We start from the raw sequence: 18,890 nt of genomic DNA, 5'->3' as shown, positions 1-18,890 counted from the left end.
TCGAGCACGCTACGGCAGACCGCCGACGTCCCGTCCGCAATCGTCGAGTTCGTCCAACAGCCGCGCGGTGACCCGTTCTTCCGGGACCGCCAGCCCGTGCTCGCGCATCGCGTCCGCCAGCCCGCCGTCCCACGGCGCCTCGGTGACCCGCCCCACCGATGTGCCGACGCGTGCGCCGCCCAGGGCCGGCAGGTAGTCGTCGGTGGCCATGCGCCACGGCACAGCGCCGGTGCGCGCCATCACGTGCGCGGCGATCCGCACACCCTCGCCGTCGAAGTCCCCGTGGTAGTGGAGGGTCGCCCCGGCCGTGGTCAGACCACGCAAGAGCACGATCACCGCGCTGTTGGGCCAGCCCGACGTGCACACCACAGGCGGGCACGAAGCTCCGAACCGGGCCACCGCCACTGCGAGCACGCTCGGGTTCTCGAACACCCACACGTCCTCAGGTGTCCCGACGAACGAAGTCGCCCGGACCTGCGCCAGCGTCAAGGCCGCGACGTGCCCCGCGTCGGCGCACACGCGCAGCACCCCGCCCCCGACACCACCCAACCGCAGGCCGGCCACCAGGACGACCGAGGACAACTCGTCCTCGACCACCCCGGCGCGCTCCCACAGCGCCCGCCGCTCCTGCGCGTCCCCCGGCAGGTCGACGCCGTAGAGCGCCGCCAGCGCCCGCAGGACCAGCCCGGCGCACCGCGTTCCCTCGTCCAGGGCGTGCGGATCGCCGAGAACGGCCTCCGCCAGCACCGGCAGCGGCACACCCGTCGCGGGCAACGCGGCGACGACCCGCAGTGCCCGGTCGAGCTCATCCCGGGTGCGCTCGGCCGAACCACCGACGAGCCCGGCCCGCCGCACGGCGTCCACCCACTCCCGCAACACCGGCTGGGCCGTCACCACGGGGTGCTCGGCCAGCCAAGCCCACAGCTCGGAGCGGGCACCGGCGGCGAGCGCCCGACGCCCGGCCCGGTCGTCCAGCGGACCCAGCAGGGCCACGACGACCTCGCGCACCCCGGCTCCGACGGACTCCCGGAGCAACTCGTCGAGCCCGGCCACCGACACCGTCACGTCCTGGCCCGGCAGTCGATCGGCCCCCAGCAGATCCGCCACGGCCGACCGCTCCTCCTCGTCGAGGGGGCCGACCTTCACCCGGTTGACCGGGCGCCCCGACGACAACCTGTCGTGCACGGCCCGCCACAAGGGTCGCAGCGCGGCGGAATCGAGCCCGTTCAACGAGCGCACGACCCCAACCCTCTCAGAGCCCACCTCCGCGGGTTCCGGCCGGGATCACGTGCCCCAGCTTGAGCAGGGCCTTGCGGAACTTCAGCTCCTGGTCCGGCCGGACGGCGAGGTGGCGGTCACCGATCGGTCGGCACAGCGCTCGAATCGCGCGGTCGCGGCTGATCAACGCGGCGAGCGCGGGGTCGGCGCACTCGATGACGCGGACGTGGCCGAGATCGGTCAGCTGCGAGCTCCGCCGCTCGACGTCCGCGACCAGCGTGCGCAACGCGCCGGGCAGGGCGTGCTCGGTCCGCGCGGCGAGGAAGTCGACGAACTCACCGAGGTCGCGGCCGTTGTCGAGCGCCCTGAGCAGACCCGCCGCCGACACCGTCCAGACGCGGTCGGCGGTCTGCTCCGCGTGGGCGGACAGGACGAGCCGGTCCGCGGCGCCGATGTCGCCCATGGCGACGACGTCGAGGTCGGGCAGCACCTTCAGCGGCCGGGTCCCGGCGGCCTTGGGCTCAGGTGGTTCGTAGGTGTCGGTCAGACCGAGGGCGTAAGCGCCCAGGGCGGTGAGCCTGATCGCCACGAGTCCGTCGTAGCGGCTCAGCGCGTCCAGGTCGTCGCCACCCCAGTTGTCGACGTAGTCGTCGCGCGCGCCGCGTGGGTCGACGTAGTCGAGGTCGATCAACCCGAGAGTGCCCGCGTACTCGAACAACACGGCCAGGGTGTAGCGACCTTCCAGGAGTTCCCAGTCGTGGTGCCCCTCATAGCCGAGGCTGCCGTACTCCGGGTCGGCGAGGTAGAACTTCCACAGCGCCATCTCGGTGCGGGCGATGGTGGGGCTCATGTTGCCGCGCCGCATGGCGGTGAACAGGAAGTCCACGTCGACCCACTTGCCCGGCGGGCAGGTGGCCAGCGCCGCGGCGACCGCCTGTCGCCGGGTCTTGGCCGCGGTGAGCACGTTGCGGGCGTGCTGGCCCTTGATCTGCTCGACCCGGCTGAACTCGTCGATCACCGCGTGGGTGAGCCAACGCCGCCACAGGCCCCGAACGGCCTCGGCGGACGGCTTCCCGAGCGCCACACGGGCCTTAGGGGTCAGCCGGAGGCGGGTGCCGTCGAGCGAGGCGAGGCCACCGGCCTGGAGCAGCAGCGGCCACGCGAACGCCGCGATGGGCTCCTCGGGGTAGAAGTCACCGTCCACCAGGTGCGCGCCGACGGTGCGCACAGTCGCAGCCGACGGGCGACTGGTCTTGTCGCTGCACTTCACCTCCCCAGCCGCGCACAGTTCGAGCACGGCGCGCAGGTTGGCCAGGGCTTCCACCTCGGTGAACCGCACCTGCTCCGGCGACGAGTCCATCGCGTTCACGTCCCCCTCGCCCAGCGGCGGTAGGCGTCGAGCCACTGCGTGCCTTTCAACGGTCGAGCAGGCAGCGGCAGGTCCAGGACGGGGATGCGCTGCTCCGACTTCCCGCGCACGCAGACAGCCACGATCTGCTCGTCATCGGTCAGGTCCACACCCGTCACGGTCACGTCCACGCCCAGCACCACCGTCTGGAACGGCACGGCGAGGTACTCCTCGATCATGGCGTGGAAGCCTGTGACGCACTCGCTGTCGTCATAGCAGTCGACAGTTGCCTCCGCGATCAGCGCGTCCAGCGCCACCCGGTTCGATCGACTCACCCCGCGAGGTTCCCACATTCGGTGACGGGACTTCCACGAGGAGCGGCAACCGCGTGGGCCGCGAGCACCGCTCACGGTCATGAAGCCTGCTGCGGATCACCCCCGAACTCGGCGACCCCGACGCATGGCCGCTGCCGGGGAAGCGGAAGGACGTGAAGGCAGTCCGCGAAGCCTCCGGCCGCCTGCCAGGCGTAATCGAGCCTCTTGCCGGCACTCTCCATCCACCGGCCCCTCCGCTCGCGGCTACGTCCGAGCAACAACCACACAGGACCGAAGCTCGCGCTTGGCAATCGATCTCATCACGCGCGACGAGAACATCCGGTGGATCTTCCACACCGACATCGACAAAACCAAGCGGACGCGCTCGCCGCCGTACTTGCCGAGTCGATGACGATCCCGGACGGCGAACGCGATGACCTTCACCGGCGACGCTACGCCTCGATAGCGACGGGCGAGAAGACCGAGAGTTCCGGCACGACATCTACCGAACCAACTGGATCCGAGGCCACGACCTGATCACCGCCCCGCAAAATGAAATGTGCGGTGAGGGGACCCGCGTCGCAGTCACACCCGAGACACACGAACCGCACCACAGCAACGAACTGCCTCCGACAACCGCCAATCCGCGGCAACTGCGGCGAAGTGCCGCCGACAAGCTGCGCGTCACCCTGCCAGTGCTGGTCCACAAGCGCCCTGACCAGAGCAGACACAGAACCGGCACGTCAGCCGGCGCAGTCCATCGCCGTTCGAAGCCGTCGCACGCCGTTCGGCTCTTCCGTCTGCTCCAGATTCGCTCCATACACCGCGATGTGAACAGCGGCAACAGGTGCCCCGAACACACGGCCCCCACGTCGACCTCGTCGTTCCGGATACCCCAATCGACTGCCGCGCGGCGTGTCGGGCTCTTCAGCCGGCAACTTCCGCTCGCCGCCTACAGGTTCAGCCGGGCGCAGCGGCGTTACTTCGGTCCGGTGCCTTTGAGGTAGCGGAGGACCGCGGTGACGCGCCGGTCTGCCCGGTCGTCGGGGGCGAGGTCGAGCTTGGCGAAGATGCTGCGGATGTGCTTGTGCACCCCGCCCTCGGTGATGAAGAGCCGCTCGGCGATGGCGGCGTTGCCCAGCCCTTCTGCCATGAGCGCGAGCACGTCCCGTTCCCGAGGACTCAACCGACCCAACGCGCTGGTGTGCGGGTTCCGGGCCAGCAGTTGGCCCACCACCTCGGGGTCCACGGCCGTGCCACCGCCCGCCACGCGGTGCAGCGCGCTCAAGAACTCCTCGACCCGTCCCACTCGTTCCTTCAGCAGGTAACCGAGCCGGTCGGCGCCGGCAGCGAGCAGTTCGGTGGCGAACGCCTGCTCCACGTACGCCGAGAGCACGAGCACCGCGAGGCCGGGTCGGCGTCGTCGCGCCTCGACAGCCGCCACGATCCCCTCGTTGGTGTGGGTGGGCGGCATCCGCACGTCGACGATGGCGACATCCGGCTCGTGCTCGGCCACCGCGGCCAGGAACGACTCCGGCGTGTCGGTGGTGGACACCACGTCGAGCGATTCGGCGCGCAGCAGCAGCGCCAACCCCTCGCGCAGCAGCGGGTCGTCCTCCGCGATCACGATCCGCACGGCAGCTCCACTTCCATCGTCGTGGGCCCGCCGAGCGGGCTGTCGAGGGTGAGGCGACCGTCGTGCGCCTCGACCCGTCGGCGGATGCCGGACAGGCCCGACCCGCCGCGTTCGTCCGCGCCACCCCTGCCGTCGTCGCCGATCCGCAACAGCAACCGATCCCCCTCCCGCCTCACCGCCACCTGGGCGCTCGCGGCGCCGCTGTGCTTGGACACGTTGGAGAGGGCTTCGGCCACCACGAAGTACGCGGTGGCCTCGACCGAGGCGGCGCACCGGCCCGGCACGTCCACCACCAGCTCGCAAGGCACGCCGCAGCTGCCCGAGAGGCCGACCAGGGCACCGGTGAGCCCGCGGTCGGCCAGCACCGGGGGCAGGATGCCGCGGACCACCGCCCGCAGCTCGGCGAGCGCCTGTTCGGCTGCGTCCTGCGCCCGGTCCAGCACGGCACCGACCGCTGCCGGATCCCGGTCCACGGCCCGCCGCGCGGCGCCGAGCAGCACGGCTACCGCGACCAGCCGGTTCTGCGTGCCGTCGTGCAGCGACCGCTCGATGCGGCGCAGCTCGGCGGCGTGCGCGTCGAGAGCGGCGGCGCGGGTGGCGGTCAGCTCGGCGACCCGCAGCGAGAGGTCGACACCCGCAGGCGGCGCCAGCAGGTGCCGGCCCGGCCACTCCTGCGCCCGGACGAGCACTGGCCCCAGCCCGACGATGAAGGCGCCGCAGAGCACGCCGGTCAGCGCCACGACCAACGCGCCGGTCAGATCGGTGACATCCCAGAAGATGTCCCAGAAGATGAAACTGGGGGTGTTGTCCACAGGCGGCAGCAGGCGGTACCAGAACGGGTACGTCGTGTTCTGCAGCGCCGTGGCCGGCATCGCGAGCCCGATGAACCCCGTCGCCAGGCCGGCCGTGGCGTGCAGCGGCAGCCAGGCCAGCTCACGCCGCACGGTCACGTCGCGCAGCGCGGCGAGCGCCTGGTGCGGCGCGGGGTCGGGGACGAGGACACCGAGCCGGAACCGTTCCCGGTTCGCGACCGCCCGCAACACACGCAGGGTGGAGGGCACCAGGACGACGCCGACACCGACGCAGCTGAGCAGCGCGACCACGCCGAGCCAGACCAGGACGGCCAGCGCGAGCAGCGCCGTACCGAGGCCGCCGACCAAGCGCGCGACAGCGTCGAACGACGCCCGCAGGCGCTTCCGCACCTGTGCCATGCCACCCCCCGGCCGAACCTTAACCGATCAACAGAAGCCCATGGTGCACGCGAATCGAGCCGCCCGTCGTGGCTTGCCCGCCTGAACGACGGCCTCGGGGTGCCACCACCACCCCGGTTGTCCAGTGGGCTGGATTGTTCACCGAGGTGGAGGTGAGCAGCCTCGATCCCGTCGGTCATCGCAGGACCGACGTCCGTGGAACCCAGGAGTTGTCTGCCTTGTTCACGTCCTCTTCTCAGCGATATCGGCTTTCCTCCTCACCGCACCGCCCCGTGGTCGCCATGACGGTGGTGGCGGCCGCGGCGAGCGGTCTCGCGTTCGGCGGCCCGGTCCAAGCCGCCCGGGCCGAGCACCGCCCCAACGTGGTCCAGCAGGGACTGGACAAGCTCGTCGGTGCCGACCGGCACCCGGGGGCGCTGGCCGCCGTCCGGGACCGGCACGGCCGGACCCGCCACTACACGGCCGGGGTCGGCGACCTGCGGACCGGCGGCAAGGTGCCGGTGAACGGCAGGGTGCGGATCGGCAGCGCGAGCAAGATGTTCGCCTCCGTCGTCGTGCTGCAGCTCGTCGGTGAGGGCCGCGTGGAACTCGACGCGTCGATCGAGACGTACCTGCCTGGCCTGGTGCGGGGCACAGGCGTGGACGCGACCAGGACCACGGTCCGCCAACTGCTCCAGCACAACAGCGGCCTGCCGGACTACACCGACTCGATGTTCAAGACGAAGGGCGACTTCCTGCTGTACCAGCACGTCTACCTCGAGCCCCGGGAACTGCTCGACCTGGCGAACGCCAGGGAGAACGGCGTGCCCGCGGGCGGCGGTTGGTCCTACAGCAACACGAACTACGTCCTGGCCGGGCTGATCGCCCAGCGGGTCACCGGCCGCCCGTTCAACGAACTGGTGACCACCCGGGTCATCCAGCGGATCGGTCTGCGGGACACGTACGCGCCCGAGGTCGGAGAAGAGGACATCCGCGGCCGGCACCCCAGGGGCTACCAGCGCGACCCGGCGACCGACGAGCTGGTCGACTTCACGCGGATGGACCCGAGCTGGGGTTGGGCCGCCGGTCACCTGGTCTCCACGCCGAACGACCTCAACACGTTCCTGCGCGCGCTGCTGGACGGGAAGTTGCTCGAACCGGCCCAGCTGGCCCAGATGCGCACCACCATCCCCACGGACCCGAGATCCGGGTCAGGCTACGGACTCGGCCTGTTCAGCACGCCGTTGAGCTGCGGAGGAGTCGCGTGGGGGCACGGCGGCGACATCCCGGGCTACTCGACCGTCAACGCGGCCACCGACGACGGTCGCGCGGCGACCCTCGTGGTCACCTCGCTCAACGGGTCGGTGAAGGACGAGTCCGTCGCCGCGGACCGCGCCGCGCTCTTCGACGCCGCGCTGTGCGCGCACTGAGGCACGGCTGAACGGGCGGTTCCCCTACCCGGGAAGTCGTACGACAAGGGCTCGGGCACGGTGTGCTGACACCGCGCCCGAGCCCTTGCCCGTTCCCACCTCCGGTGCCGCCGAAGGTAGTGCTGGCTGTACCGGAAGTGTGCAGCACAAGGGATCGTGAGGCGCCGGGACCACGACAACACTGATCGAGCCAGTGCAAACCGCTCAATTGGGGAGTGTCCCTTGTCGAAGGATCTGAGTCGTCCCACCCGAACCCGCCCAGGTGCCGCGCGCCGGCGCCGCGTGGTCGCCGCGGCGATGGCGGCGATGGCGGTCGCCGGACTCGCGCTGACGGAAGCGGCGTCGGCGGGCGCGTCAGGTGACAGGTCGAGGCCGGGTCACGACAAGGTGTTGCAGGCGGGACTGGAGGCGCTGGTCGCCGACGGGTCGCTGCCCGGGCTGCTGATGTCGGTGCGAGACCGGAATGGGCGGGTGACGGACTACACCGCCGGGGTGGGGGACATCCGGACGAGGTCGAAGGTGCCGACGGACGGTTACGTCCGGATCGCCAGCATCACGAAGATGTTCACCGCTGTGGCGATCCTGCAGTTGGCCGACGAGGGCAAGCTTGCCCTGGACGACACGGTGGAGAAGTTCCTGCCGGGTGTGGTGCGGGGCACCGGCGACGGTGCGGCGATCGACGGTCGGGCGATCACGATCAGGCAGCTGCTGAACCACACCAGTGGGATGCCCACCGGAGTCCCCTTCATGGGCAACGGGATCCTGCCGATCAAGGACCGGTACTTCGAGACCCGGGAGATGCTGGACGCGGCGCTGACGCAAGCACCGACGTTCGCCCCGGGGCAGGACAGGGTCTGGGCGTACAGCAACACCGGATACATGCTGCTGGGTCTGGTGGCGCAGAAAGCGGCGGGACGCCCCTTCGCCGAGGTGATCACCGACAAGATCATCGACCGGATCGGGCTGAAGGAGACGTACTACCCGGGTCCGGGCGACCGCGACATCCGTGCCCCGCACCCGCAGGGTTACCTGTTCCCCAGGGACGACAAGGGCGAGCCGATCGCCGGTGATCTGATCGACATCACCCGGTTCGACCCGTCGGTCGCCGGAGCCGCGGGGCAGATGATCGCCACCCCGAGTGACTTGAACAAGTTCCTGGTCGCCTTGCAGGACGGTCGGCTGCTCAAGCCCGGTCGGCTGGCGGAGATGCGTCAGACCGTGGACGCGCCCGGCCTCTTCGACGGTTGGCGTTACGGTCTGGGCGTCATCGAGATGAAGCTCAGCTGCGGGACCACCGCGTACGGCCACGGCGGCGACGCCGACGGCTTCCAGACCCGCGCCGCCATCACCCCCGACGGCCGGGCGGTCACCGTCGCCGGGACGAACGACGAAGTCCGCCAGTACGAGGTCATCGCCCTCTTCGACAAGGCCCTGTGCGCCACGAAGTAGGAACCCTCGTGCTCAATCCGCTCACAGGTCGGTGCGGTGGACGAACCACCCGCACCGACCTGTGAGACTTCGCCGAGTCAGGCGGGGCCGCAGTCCCAGCCCTTGCCACTGACCGGATCTTGTCCAGCCAGACAACCCGCGCGCCGCAGTCACCTCTGACGCACAGACCGCAACACATCAACGAACTGCGCCGAACAACGACCAATCCATGCCAACCGCAGTGAAGTGCAGCCAACAAGTTGAGCCTCACTCTGCCAGTGCTGTTCCACAAATGCCCTGACCAGCGTGAACAGCGAACCAGCACGTCAGCCGGTGTCGTTCACGGCCGTTCGAGGCCGTCTCACGTCGTTCAACTCCACCGGATGCTCCAGATCTGCTCCACCCACCGAAGTGTGAACGGCACCAACAGGTGCCGACCTCAACCGCCGAACACGCGGTCCCCACGCGCGGTGTGAAACGCGACCCGCACCGGAAGCGCCGCGGCCAACCGCTCAGCCAACCGTTCATTTCGCGCGGGCCCTCCGTGGGCCACTCGTGCACACCGTATCGGTGGCGTGCTTCTGCTGCTGCCTCCTTCATGCTCCCGTCCATCCTTGTCCCTTCGATCCACCGATGTGCAGTGCTGAACTGAAGAACTCCGCCGAGAGTCGTCCAGTGCTTGAGCAGCTTCACGACGGCAGCGGCTACTGCGTCGGAGTTGTGCTCGTGAAGCTGATCGAGGAAGCGTTGTTGCCGCTCGACCAACGCATCGGCACCCGCCGCGGTAGTCGTGCTGCCAGGTTCCGCCATCCCCAACAGGTCGGCTAGGTCACGGACAGTCAGCCTTCGCCCCGGATCGGCGGCCCCTGCTCGTTAAAGGTGATTCCGTCGGCTCGCAGCACGGTCAGCACGTCACCCCGGTCCTCACCCCCAGCGGAAAGTGTCCGACACCCGTCCACCATGCCCAGCACGCGATAGGCGTTGACGACTCCGGAGGTGTTGGCGAGATGCACGCCTATCGGCCGGGGGTGTGAGCCGACGAGCGTGGCCGGATCCCGTAGGTGGTCCAGGTGCCAGCAGGCATGACCAACAGGGCCTGGTGCAACAGTGCCCGGTCCCGCCCTCGCTCCACTTTGTGGCTGCCTTCTCCCGGAGCGGGCCACAGCGCGGTGGCCCGATCGGCGAGGTCGTCGGCGCGAGCGAGGATTTCCGACATGCCCCAGCGCGTGGCCTCGCCGATTCGGCGGTTCATCTCCAGGTGGCTTCCGGACAGCAGGTCCTGCTTGCGCTGGAACGGGTGGTTGGACAGCTTGGCGTTCTCAGCGGTCAACGTGAGGTTGCCCAGGGTGTGGACAAGGCGCTCGTGAAGCTCCTCCGCCGACTCGTCCTCGCCCGCATCCTCAGCGAGTACCGCCAGCCACTCTCCTCCCGGGTTCTGCGGCAACACGTGTTCCACGGTCAGCGCGGCAGCGGCGAAGTCCACCGGCTCCGGGTGCCCGTAGCTTCTCTTCCAGCCGTAGCAGGACCATGCGTTGCTGCTCCGTTCTGTCCTGCCAGATACATCCAGGGCTGCGGGCCCTGACGGTCACGAGGTCGGATCGGGCGAGCGGTCGACGAGGTAGACCTTCTCCGTGGTGGCCAGCGGCGCGTCGGCGGGACCTTTGAGGTGTGGGTTGATCCAGACGGGTCGGCGGCGGGGTGAGTGCGAAGTCGCACGACGTGCACGTCGCTGGCGGGGTAGCCGTCACGGGCGGCGCGGCGTTGCTGTTGCCGTGGTAGCCGTCGATGTTCGACGTCGGTGATGCCGGGCTGGGTCATCAGCAGCCAGGCCGCCCGCACGGTCTGGATCCACGGTGCGATGGATTGGGACGGGTCTACCTGGTCGGTGACGTCACGGTTGGCCGCGACCAAGCCGACCCGGTCCTCGGGTGGCCAGCGGGGATGTATGCCCTCTTACGTGCGCAGGCGTAGTAGACGCGTTTGCGAGTCCTGCACCCCCGCTCCGCCCGCACAGGTCGCAGAAGAGGTTAGGCACGAAGAGCCAGGACCGTCTGGTCTGCAAATGTTCGGTGTTGCGTCCGGCGGCGGCACGGGAGCCGAAGCGGTGGCCGCTGACGTCTTGGTCAGGACGAAGGTGTCAACATCGACCAGCACCTCGTGCACGGGCTCGAGGCGACAGCCCGACGAACATGGATCGCGCGGACGTGGCCGTCCCAACTTCTCAGTGGATCACACCTCCGACTGGCGTGGCCCGTTCAACAGGCGCGAGCTCACCGCCGCTGCACTGGATGCCCGCGGCTACAAGCTGTTCGCGCTGACCAGACGTACGCAGCCGTTCGCTGGTGTGTCTGTCGCGGTGAGGCTCCGCAGTTCTGTCGGCGGTCCGTGACATCCTGGGTAGGATAGCTCGCTGATCTTCACGAACTGCCCGTCGAACGTGTGTTCGTACGCATGGCACAATGGAGGACACATGGAACGCGGCCATCAGCCCACTGCAACGTGGTGCTGCCTCAGCGGAGAAGCGTCTTGATGGTTGACCGCGTCAAAGAGGCCCAGCGTGGCGAACTGCACAAGACCATCTGGCGTATCGCCAACGACCTGCGTGGCTCGGTCGACGGCTGGGACTTCAAGAGCTACGTCCTCGGCATCCTCTTCTACCGGTTCATTTCCGAAAACCTAGCGGCCTACATCAACGAAGGCGAGCGCAAGGCCGGTGACGAGTCGTTCGACTATGTCACGCTGAGTGACAAGCAGGCAGAGCTCGGTCGCCGGGAGACCGTCGCCGAGAAGGGCTTCTACATTCTCCCAAGCGAGCTGTTCGTCAACGTCCGCAAGCGCGCTTCTGGCGACGAAAACCTCAATGAGACGCTGGAGCGGATCTTCGGCAACATCGAGGACTCGGCGAAGGGCACCGACTCCGAGGACGACCTCAAGGGTCTGTTTGATGACCTCGACGTCAACAGCGCCAAGCTCGGCAACACGGTGGCTCGTCGGAATGAGAAGCTCGTCAAGCTGCTCAACGCCATCGGCGACCTGAACCTCGGCGACTTCAACGGCCACGCCATCGACACGTTCGGTGACGCCTACGAGTACCTGATGCAGATGTACGCGGCCAACGCCGGCAAGTCGGGTGGCGAATATTACACGCCGCAGGAGGTCTCCGAGCTCTTGGCCCGCATCGCGGTCGTCGGCAAGAAGTCAGTAAACAAGGTCTACGACCCCGCCTGCGGCTCAGGCTCGCTGCTACTCAAGTTCGCCAAGGTGCTCGGCAAGGATAAGGTCCGCCAGGGCTTCTTCGGTCAAGAGATCAACCTGACCACGTACAACCTGGCTCGCATCAACATGTTCCTGCACGACGTGAACTACGAGAAGTTCAGCATCGCCCATGGCGACACCCTCATCGAACCGGCCCACTGGGACGACGAGCCGTTCGAGGCGATCGTCTCCAATCCGCCATACTCGATCAAATGGGAGGGCGATGCCAACCCGTTGCTGATCAACGACCCGCGCTTCGCCCCGGCCGGCATCCTCGCTCCGAAGAGCAAGGCCGACCTCGCCTTCACGATGCACATGCTCTCGTGGCTGGCGGTCAACGGCACAGCAGCCATCGTAGAGTTCCCGGGTGTCCTGTACCGCAGTGGTGCAGAGCAGAAGATCCGCAAATACCTAATCGACAACAACTACGTCGATGCCGTCATCCAACTGCCGCCGGACCTCTTCTTCGGCACAACCATCGCCACCTGCATCTTGGTGATCAAGAAGTCAAAGAAGGACAACTCAGTTCTGTTCATCGACGCCACAGCCGAGTCGGTTCGGCCGGGTAACAAGAACAAGCTCTCGGAGGCCAACCAGCAAAATATCCTCGCGGCTTATATGGCCCGCGAGGACAGAGACCACTTCGCCAAGTTGGTCCCGAACAGCGACATCGCTGCTAAAAGTTACAACTTTACCGTCGCTTCTTACGTCGAGAGTGAGGACACCACAGAAGCGGTGGACATTGCGGATCTGAATGCCGAGCTAGCGAGGGTGGTTGCTCGGCAGGCGGGACTCAGGTCTGCCATCGATGAGATGGTCGCAAGCCTGGAAGCAGGGGGAAATGAGATTGTCTGACCTGCTTTCTAGGGCACCAGACCCTACCCCCGCACAGGTAGAGGGGTTTCTTGACGATCGCCGACTCGGCTGGGGCCGACACAAGCGGATCAAGGTTGGCAAGGTCTTTCACAATTTTTACTGCCGCCAATGTGGCGACCAACGCACGTTTGAATCGGGAGACGAACTCTCGTGCCTCAGCTTAGGCGATCAGGCTGTCAGCATTGACACCACACTGAGATGTGGCGCGTGTCGCGCTTCGGTGGAAGTTTGGTTCCTTCTGCGAAGCGAGGGCGACATGTTCGACCGGGCACCGACTGTTCAAATCGAGCGATACACCGAGAACCTTCGAGATCGTGCCGATCGAGTTGGATCGACTGCTGGACCTTTTGCGGACCTGCTCATGCGCGCGCAGCTTGCGTACGAGGAGGGACTGGGAGCCGGGTCGATGATCTATCTGCGCAAGATATTTGAATCGATCACACTTGAGGTCGCAGAGATCGCCATGATTGCGACTACCACTTCCAAGGGGAAGCGGCGCCCCTTTAAGGATGTGCTCCAGGAGGTCAATGAGCAGCGGAACATCATCCCGCAGCGCTTTTCCGCCAACGGATATCTTCTGTTTAGCGAGCTAAGCGAGGTAATCCACGGCAACTCCAGCGAGGACGAGGCGCTCAAGAAGTTCAACCCTTGTCGTCAGCTGGTACTTGGCGTAGTCGAGGAAGTCAATCGCGACAACGTCTTTGCCAAGGCCATCGATGAACTCGGTTGGAGTGTCGATAACATCGATGAGATCGCGGGAGAGGGGGCCATGTCGTGAGTCGGATCGATGACCTGATCAAGGAGTTCACACCTGAGGGGGTTCCGTTCAAGGCGCTCGGGGACATTGCGGTCTTGGTGCGCGGCAACGGCATGCCTAAGGCGGACTTGACGACCGAGGGCATTGGTGCGATTCACTACGGTCAGATTTACACCCGCTACGGAGTGTGGACCGAGGACACCCTATCGTTCGTCACGCCTGAAACGGCGAGCAAGCTTGCTTCTGCCGATCCAGGCGACATCATCATCACTAACACGAGTGAGAACCTTAAAGACGTAGGTAAGGCGGTCGCCTGGCTTGGAACCGAGCCGATCGTGACTGGTGGCCATGCCACGATCATCAAGCATAGTGAAGACCCGAAATTCTTGTCGTACTGGTTTCAGTCGACATCGTTCTCTGTGCAGAAGAAGGCTCTTGCGACTGGCACGAAGGTTATCGATGTCTCGGCCAAGCAGCTCGCCAAGGTGCGAGTGCCCGTGCCGCCGGTCGAGGTGCAAAACGAGGTCGTTCGGATCTTGGATCGGTTCTCAGATCTTGCGACGGGCTTGCAGGCAAACCTCGATGAAGAGCTGCGGCTGCGGAGGCGTCAGTACGAGCACTACCGCAATCAGCTGTTCACAGACACAACGGGTGATGTCCGATGGTCTACGTTGGGCGAGATCAGTACGAAGGTCTCGTCCGGCGGAACGCCGTCGTCCGGACGAGACGCCTACTACGGTGGCGATATCCCGTGGCTCCGCACTCAAGAGGTCGACTACAACGGCATCACATCTACTGGAGTGACCATTACGGAAGAGGGGCTCCGCAACTCGTCGGCCAAGTGGATCCCCAAGCACTGTGTGATCGTTGCGATGTATGGTGCGACCGCAGCAAAGGTCGCCATCAACGAGATTCCGCTGACAACCAACCAGGCGTGCTGCAACCTTCAGATCGATCCTGAGCAGGCTGACTATCGCTATGTCTTTCACTGGGTTGCCAACGAGTACGAACGGCTTAAGGCGCTGGGTGAGGGCTCGCAGTCGAACCTGAACGCTAAGAAGGTTAAGAACTATCCGATCCCGGTTCCGTCCCTTGAACGACAGCGTCAGGTCGTTGAGACATTGAACGGGCTCGATGCCGTGGTGAGCGAGCTTTCGGTGATCGTGTCGGCGGAGCGCGACGCCCGACGGAGGCAGTATGAGTACTACCGCGACCGGCTCTTCGCCTTCGAGGAGCTCTCAGCATGAGCGAGGCTCCAGCACGCCAGTACGACCCCATCGCCGTCAGCTCGGAGAGCACGGTTGTCGCACAGTTCGTTCCGGTCGCCGCGACTACCACCGTCTACCAGTCCGAGGCCGACCTTGAGAAGGAGTTCATCAAGCTCCTAAGAGCCCAGGCTTACGAGTACCTGCCGATCTCCTCGGAGGAGCAGCTCGTCGCCAATCTCCGCGCCCAACTCGAAGTTCTGAACGGCATCACGTTCAGCGACTCGGAGTGGGAGCGGTTCTTCACCCAAAAGATCGCTGGGGCCAACGAAGGCATCGTCGAGAAGACTGTCCGCGTACAGGAGGACCATGTACAGATCCTGAAGCGGGACGACGGCACAACCAAGAACATCAGCCTTCTCGACAAGAAAAACGTCCACAACAACCGCCTGCAGGCCATCAACCAGTACACGGTCGGATCGGGTGAGGGCGGCACCAAGCACGCCAACCGTTACGACGTGACCCTCCTGGTCAACGGTCTCCCTATGATCCACATCGAGCTGAAGCGTCGGGGCGTGGACATCCGCGAGGCGTTCAACCAGATCGACCGCTACCAGCGGGACAGCTTCTGGGCTGGATCGGGCCTGTTTGAGTACGTCCAGCTCTTCGTCATCAGCAACGGCACGCTGACGAAGTACTACTCCAACACCACCCGGCGCCAGCACATCAGCGAGTCGGGCGGCAAGAAGACCCGCAAGACCAGCAACTCGTTCGAGTTCACTTCGTGGTGGGCAGACGCCCAAAATAAGCCGATCCAGGACCTGACGGGCTTCGCGAAGACGTTCTTCGCCCGGCACACGCTGCTCAACATCCTGACCAAGTATTGCGTCCTGACGGCCGACCGGATGCTGCTCGTCATGCGTCCGTACCAGATCGTGGCGGCCGAACGGATCCTGAACCGGATCGAGATTTCGACGAACTACAAGCAGCTCGGCACCCTCAAGGCGGGTGGCTATGTCTGGCACACGACCGGGTCCGGTAAGACCCTGACCAGCTTCAAGGCAGCCCAACTCGCCAGTCGGATGCCTGACGTCGACAAGGTGTTATTCGTCGTCGACCGCAAGGATCTCGACTACCAGACCATGAGGGAGTACGACCGCTTCGAGAAGGGCGCGGCCAATTCCAACACCTCGACTGCGGTGCTCAAGCGGCAGTTTGAGGACCCGAGCGCGCGGATCATTATCACCACGATCCAGAAGTTGGCGACCTTCATCGGCGGCAACAAGGGCCACGACATCTACAGCGGCCATGTCGTGATCATCTTCGACGAGTGTCACCGCTCGCAGTTCGGCGACATGCACTCCGCCATCACCAAGGCGTTCAAGCGGTACAACCTGTTCGGCTTCACTGGTACTCCGATCTTCGCCTCCAACGCGGGCACCAGCGGCAACCCGAAGCTCCGCACCACGGCCCAGGCATTCGGCTGCTTCCTGCACGGTGATCCGGTCAACTGCCCGCCTGAGGGCCACCAGATGGCGATCCATGCCTACACGATCGTTGACGCCATCAGTGACAAGAACGTCCTGCCCTTCCGCATCGACTACGTCAACACCGTCCGCGTCTCCGCCAGCCTGACAGACAAGCAGGTGTCGGCCATCGACACCGAGAAGGCTCTGCTCGCATCGGAGCGGCTGACCAAGGTCGTCGGCTACACGCTGGAGCACTTCGACCAGAAGACCCGCCGCTCGGAGCACTACTCGCTGGGCGAGCGCCGTGTCCACGGCTTCAACGCCCTGTTTGCTACTGCCTCGATTGAGGCAGCCAAGCGGTACTTCACCCGCTTCAAGCAGCAGCAGGCTGACCTGACGCCGGACCGCAAGCTCAAGATCGGGCTGATCTACTCCTATGCCGCCAACGAGGCGGTGGCCGACGACTACCTCGACGAAGAGGGCTTCGAGACCAGCGAACTCGACCAGTCGTCGCGCGACTTCCTTGAAGCCGCGATCCAGGATTACAACGCACTGTACGGCACGAGCTTCGACACCAGCTCGGACAAGTTCCAGAACTATTACAAGGACTTGTCGCTCCGGCTGAAGAACCGCGAGATCGACCTGGTCATCGTGGTCAACATGTTCCTGACCGGCTTCGACGCCACGACGCTGAACACGCTGTTTGTCGACAAACAGCTGGTGAATCACGGCCTCGTTCAGGCCTACTCGCGGACCAACCGCATCCTGAACTCGGTCAAGACCTACGGCAACATTGTTAGCTTCCGCGACCTGGAGGACGAGACCAACGACGCCATCGCGTTGTTCGGCAACAAGGACGCCAAAGGCATCGTCCTGCTCAAGCCGTACGCCGAGTACTACGCCGAGTATGCAGAGAAGGCTCAGGAACTGCTCACGCAGTTCCCACTCGGCCAGCCGATCGTCGGTGAGGCGGCACAGAAGGCGTTCATCGCCCTGTTCGGCCAGATTCTGCGACTAGAGAACATCCTAACCAGCTTTGACGACTTCGCCGGTGACGTGATCCTGACCGAGCGCCAAGGTCAGGACTACCGAAGCGTCTACCTGGACCTCTACGCGGATTTCAAGAAGGAGACGAAGGCCGAGAAGGAGTCGATCGTCGAAGATGTCGTCTTCGAGATCGAGCTGATCAAGCAGGTCGAGATCAATGTCGACTTCATCTTGAAGCTGGTCCAGAAGTACCGCGAAGCCAAGGGGGACGGTGAGGATCGGGAGATCCAGGCGACCATCTCCCACGCCATCGATGCGAGTCCGAGCTTGCGCAACAAGAAGGACCTGGTCGAAGACTTCGTCGACTCCATATCGGCGACAGGCGACCTCGATGAGGAGTGGGCCGCCTACATCGCAAAGCGCCGTGCCGAAGAGCTCAATGCGATCATCAAGGACGAGAACCTCAGACCTGACGAGACCCGAGCCTTCATCGAGACCGCCTTCCGCAACGGCGAGATCAGGGCTAGCGGCACGGCAATCACCAAGGTTCTTCCACCCGTTTCACGCTTCTCAGCCGACGGCGGTCACGGCGAGAAGAAGCAGCGGGTGCTGACGAAGCTGACCACGTTCTTCGATCGCTTCTTTGGTCTCACGTCTGGTGGAGGCGGGGTTTGATGCCTGGCCGATCTCCGTTCAGCAGGCAGCCACCAGGACCTCTTCCTGGCCAACGCCATGCTCTTCGGCGTCGTCACGCCGCAACAGGCTGGCCTCGTCGCCGAAGTCTCGACCAGGACAATCCGAACGACCGCAGCCAAGCGGCACGGCACAAGCCGCTACCAAGTCGCCTCCGAACTCACCACCGCGCCTCGACTACCTCCTCGGCTGCCCTTAGTCCATCGGTGTGACCACACACATGGCGCTGCGTGCAACGAAGGGGCAGGTGCAGGGTCTGTCAAACACGAGCGGCTCTGGCGCACTTCCGGTGGTGGTGCGGTGGGTCCCCAGCAGGGGGCAGGTTGGTGTTGTCATGATCGTTTGTGGCTCAGATGGCGAAGCTGGTCGGTGTGGTGTTCTCGGGGCTTGCGGCGCTGTCGGTCGAGGGGGTCGAGGACGCCGGCGATGTGATCGTGGTGCGGGCATCGACCAGGGGCGACGAGGTGGAGTGTCCTTCGTGCGGGACGCCGACGTCCCGGGTTCATGCCTTCCATGAGCGGATTCCCGCGGATGTGCCGGTCGACGGACGTCGGGTGCTGGTGAGGTTGCGGATACGTCGGATGCGTCGTCCTGTCACGGAATGCGTGCGCCGGACGTTCCGGGAGCAGGTGCCGGGGTTGATCGAGCGATACCGGCGACGCACCGTCCGGCTCGATGAACAGGTCCGCGGTGTCGTGCGCGAGCTGGTGGGCAGGGCCTCCGCCCGGGTGCTGCCGTCGCTGGGGATTGCGATCGGGAGGGACACCGCGGTGCGGGTCCTGTTGGGCATCCCGTTACCCGATCGCGCGGTGCCGCGGGTGCTGGGGATCGACGATTTCGCCCTGCGCAGGGGGCACGACTACGCCACCGTGGTGATCGACGCCGACACCGGTGTCCGGATCGACGTGCTGCCCGGACGCGGCGCCGGGGTGGTGGCCGATTGGCTGCGGGCGCACCGGGGAGTCGAGGTCGTGTGCCGGGACGGCTCCACCGCCTACGCGCAGGCCGTGCGGGACGCGCTGCCGCACGCGGTCCAGGTCGCCGACCGGTGGCATCTGTGGCACGGCCTGTGCGACGCCGCGGG

At 65.8% G+C, this 18,890-nt stretch carries 15 protein-coding genes; 8 read left to right on the top strand and 7 right to left on the bottom strand.

Features of this window, described 5'->3' with window-relative positions:
• Positions 1 to 9: 9 nt before the first annotated feature.
• The 6 genes from AB0H12_RS35530 to AB0H12_RS35505 all read right to left on the bottom strand — a co-directional run bounded on the left by AB0H12_RS35530 (position 10) and on the right by AB0H12_RS35505 (position 5,727).
• On the bottom strand, positions 10 to 1,239 hold the full coding sequence (locus tag AB0H12_RS35530) for a TIGR02679 family protein (protein WP_499628787.1): 1,230 nt from the start codon (positions 1,237 to 1,239) through the stop codon (positions 10 to 12).
• Positions 1,240 to 1,252: 13 nt separating this feature from the next.
• Entirely contained in the window at positions 1,253 to 2,578 is a 1,326-nt protein-coding gene (locus tag AB0H12_RS35525) for a helicase-associated domain-containing protein (RefSeq protein WP_499628906.1), read from the bottom strand.
• A gap of 5 nt (positions 2,579 to 2,583) precedes the next feature.
• A complete protein-coding gene (locus tag AB0H12_RS35520; RefSeq protein ID WP_499628786.1) occupies positions 2,584 to 2,901 on the bottom strand; it encodes a hypothetical protein in 318 nt (105 codons plus the stop codon).
• A gap of 243 nt (positions 2,902 to 3,144) precedes the next feature.
• Positions 3,145 to 3,324 carry a hypothetical protein gene (locus AB0H12_RS35515; RefSeq protein WP_499628785.1) on the bottom strand — a complete coding sequence of 60 codons (180 nt, stop codon included), beginning with the start codon at positions 3,322 to 3,324 and terminating at the stop codon, positions 3,145 to 3,147.
• Between the two features lie 535 nt (positions 3,325 to 3,859).
• Positions 3,860 to 4,516, bottom strand: a complete 657-nt coding sequence (locus AB0H12_RS35510; protein WP_499628784.1) for a response regulator — start codon at positions 4,514 to 4,516, stop codon at positions 3,860 to 3,862.
• Entirely contained in the window at positions 4,504 to 5,727 is a 1,224-nt protein-coding gene (locus AB0H12_RS35505; RefSeq protein WP_499628783.1) for a sensor histidine kinase, read from the bottom strand. Before AB0H12_RS35505 ends, AB0H12_RS35510 begins: the two co-directional genes overlap by 13 nt.
• 281 nt (positions 5,728 to 6,008) lie before the next feature.
• On the opposite strand from AB0H12_RS35505, the gene AB0H12_RS35500 reads away from it, so the two are divergent.
• The 3 genes from AB0H12_RS35500 (at position 6,009) to AB0H12_RS35490 (ending at position 9,392) form a co-directional block, all read left to right on the top strand.
• Positions 6,009 to 7,136 (top strand): serine hydrolase domain-containing protein, encoded by a 1,128-nt coding sequence (locus AB0H12_RS35500; RefSeq protein ID WP_499628782.1) that lies wholly within the window; start codon positions 6,009 to 6,011, stop codon positions 7,134 to 7,136.
• Between the two features lie 306 nt (positions 7,137 to 7,442).
• A complete protein-coding gene (locus AB0H12_RS35495) occupies positions 7,443 to 8,585 on the top strand; it encodes a serine hydrolase domain-containing protein (RefSeq protein ID WP_499628781.1) in 1,143 nt (380 codons plus the stop codon).
• A gap of 654 nt (positions 8,586 to 9,239) precedes the next feature.
• Positions 9,240 to 9,392 (top strand): hypothetical protein, encoded by a 153-nt coding sequence (locus AB0H12_RS35490; RefSeq protein ID WP_499628780.1) that lies wholly within the window; start codon positions 9,240 to 9,242, stop codon positions 9,390 to 9,392.
• Between the two features lie 187 nt (positions 9,393 to 9,579).
• Here the strand turns inward: AB0H12_RS35490 and AB0H12_RS35485 are convergent, their stop codons facing one another.
• Complete coding sequence (locus tag AB0H12_RS35485) at positions 9,580 to 10,047, bottom strand: HNH endonuclease family protein (protein WP_499628779.1); 468 nt, start codon at positions 10,045 to 10,047, stop codon at positions 9,580 to 9,582.
• A 1,046-nt stretch (positions 10,048 to 11,093) separates the two neighbouring features.
• Between AB0H12_RS35485 and AB0H12_RS35480 the strand changes: the two genes are divergently transcribed.
• From AB0H12_RS35480 to AB0H12_RS35460, 5 genes are all read left to right on the top strand, one after another.
• Entirely contained in the window at positions 11,094 to 12,674 is a 1,581-nt protein-coding gene (locus AB0H12_RS35480; protein ID WP_499628778.1) for a type I restriction-modification system subunit M, read from the top strand.
• Positions 12,661 to 13,473, top strand: coding sequence for a hypothetical protein (locus AB0H12_RS35475; protein WP_499628777.1), 813 nt, complete (start codon positions 12,661 to 12,663; stop codon positions 13,471 to 13,473). Before AB0H12_RS35480 ends, AB0H12_RS35475 begins: the two co-directional genes overlap by 14 nt.
• The gene (locus tag AB0H12_RS35470; RefSeq protein ID WP_499628776.1) at positions 13,470 to 14,699 is read left to right on the top strand and encodes a restriction endonuclease subunit S; all 1,230 of its coding nucleotides are present in this window, start codon (positions 13,470 to 13,472) and stop codon (positions 14,697 to 14,699) included. Before AB0H12_RS35475 ends, AB0H12_RS35470 begins: the two co-directional genes overlap by 4 nt.
• Positions 14,696 to 17,788, top strand: a complete 3,093-nt coding sequence (locus tag AB0H12_RS35465) for a type I restriction endonuclease subunit R (RefSeq protein ID WP_499628775.1) — start codon at positions 14,696 to 14,698, stop codon at positions 17,786 to 17,788. Before AB0H12_RS35470 ends, AB0H12_RS35465 begins: the two co-directional genes overlap by 4 nt.
• A gap of 371 nt (positions 17,789 to 18,159) precedes the next feature.
• A partial coding sequence (locus AB0H12_RS35460) for an ISL3 family transposase (protein WP_499628774.1) occupies positions 18,160 to 18,890 on the top strand: 731 nt, incomplete at its 3' end.

Source organism: Actinosynnema sp. NPDC023794 (assembly GCF_040639675.1).
In the GTDB taxonomy this organism is placed as follows: domain Bacteria; phylum Actinomycetota; class Actinomycetes; order Mycobacteriales; family Pseudonocardiaceae; genus Actinosynnema; species Actinosynnema luteola.
The sequence above is the reverse complement of the archived record's forward strand: the minus strand, read 5'-3'. Positions and strand labels throughout refer to the sequence as shown.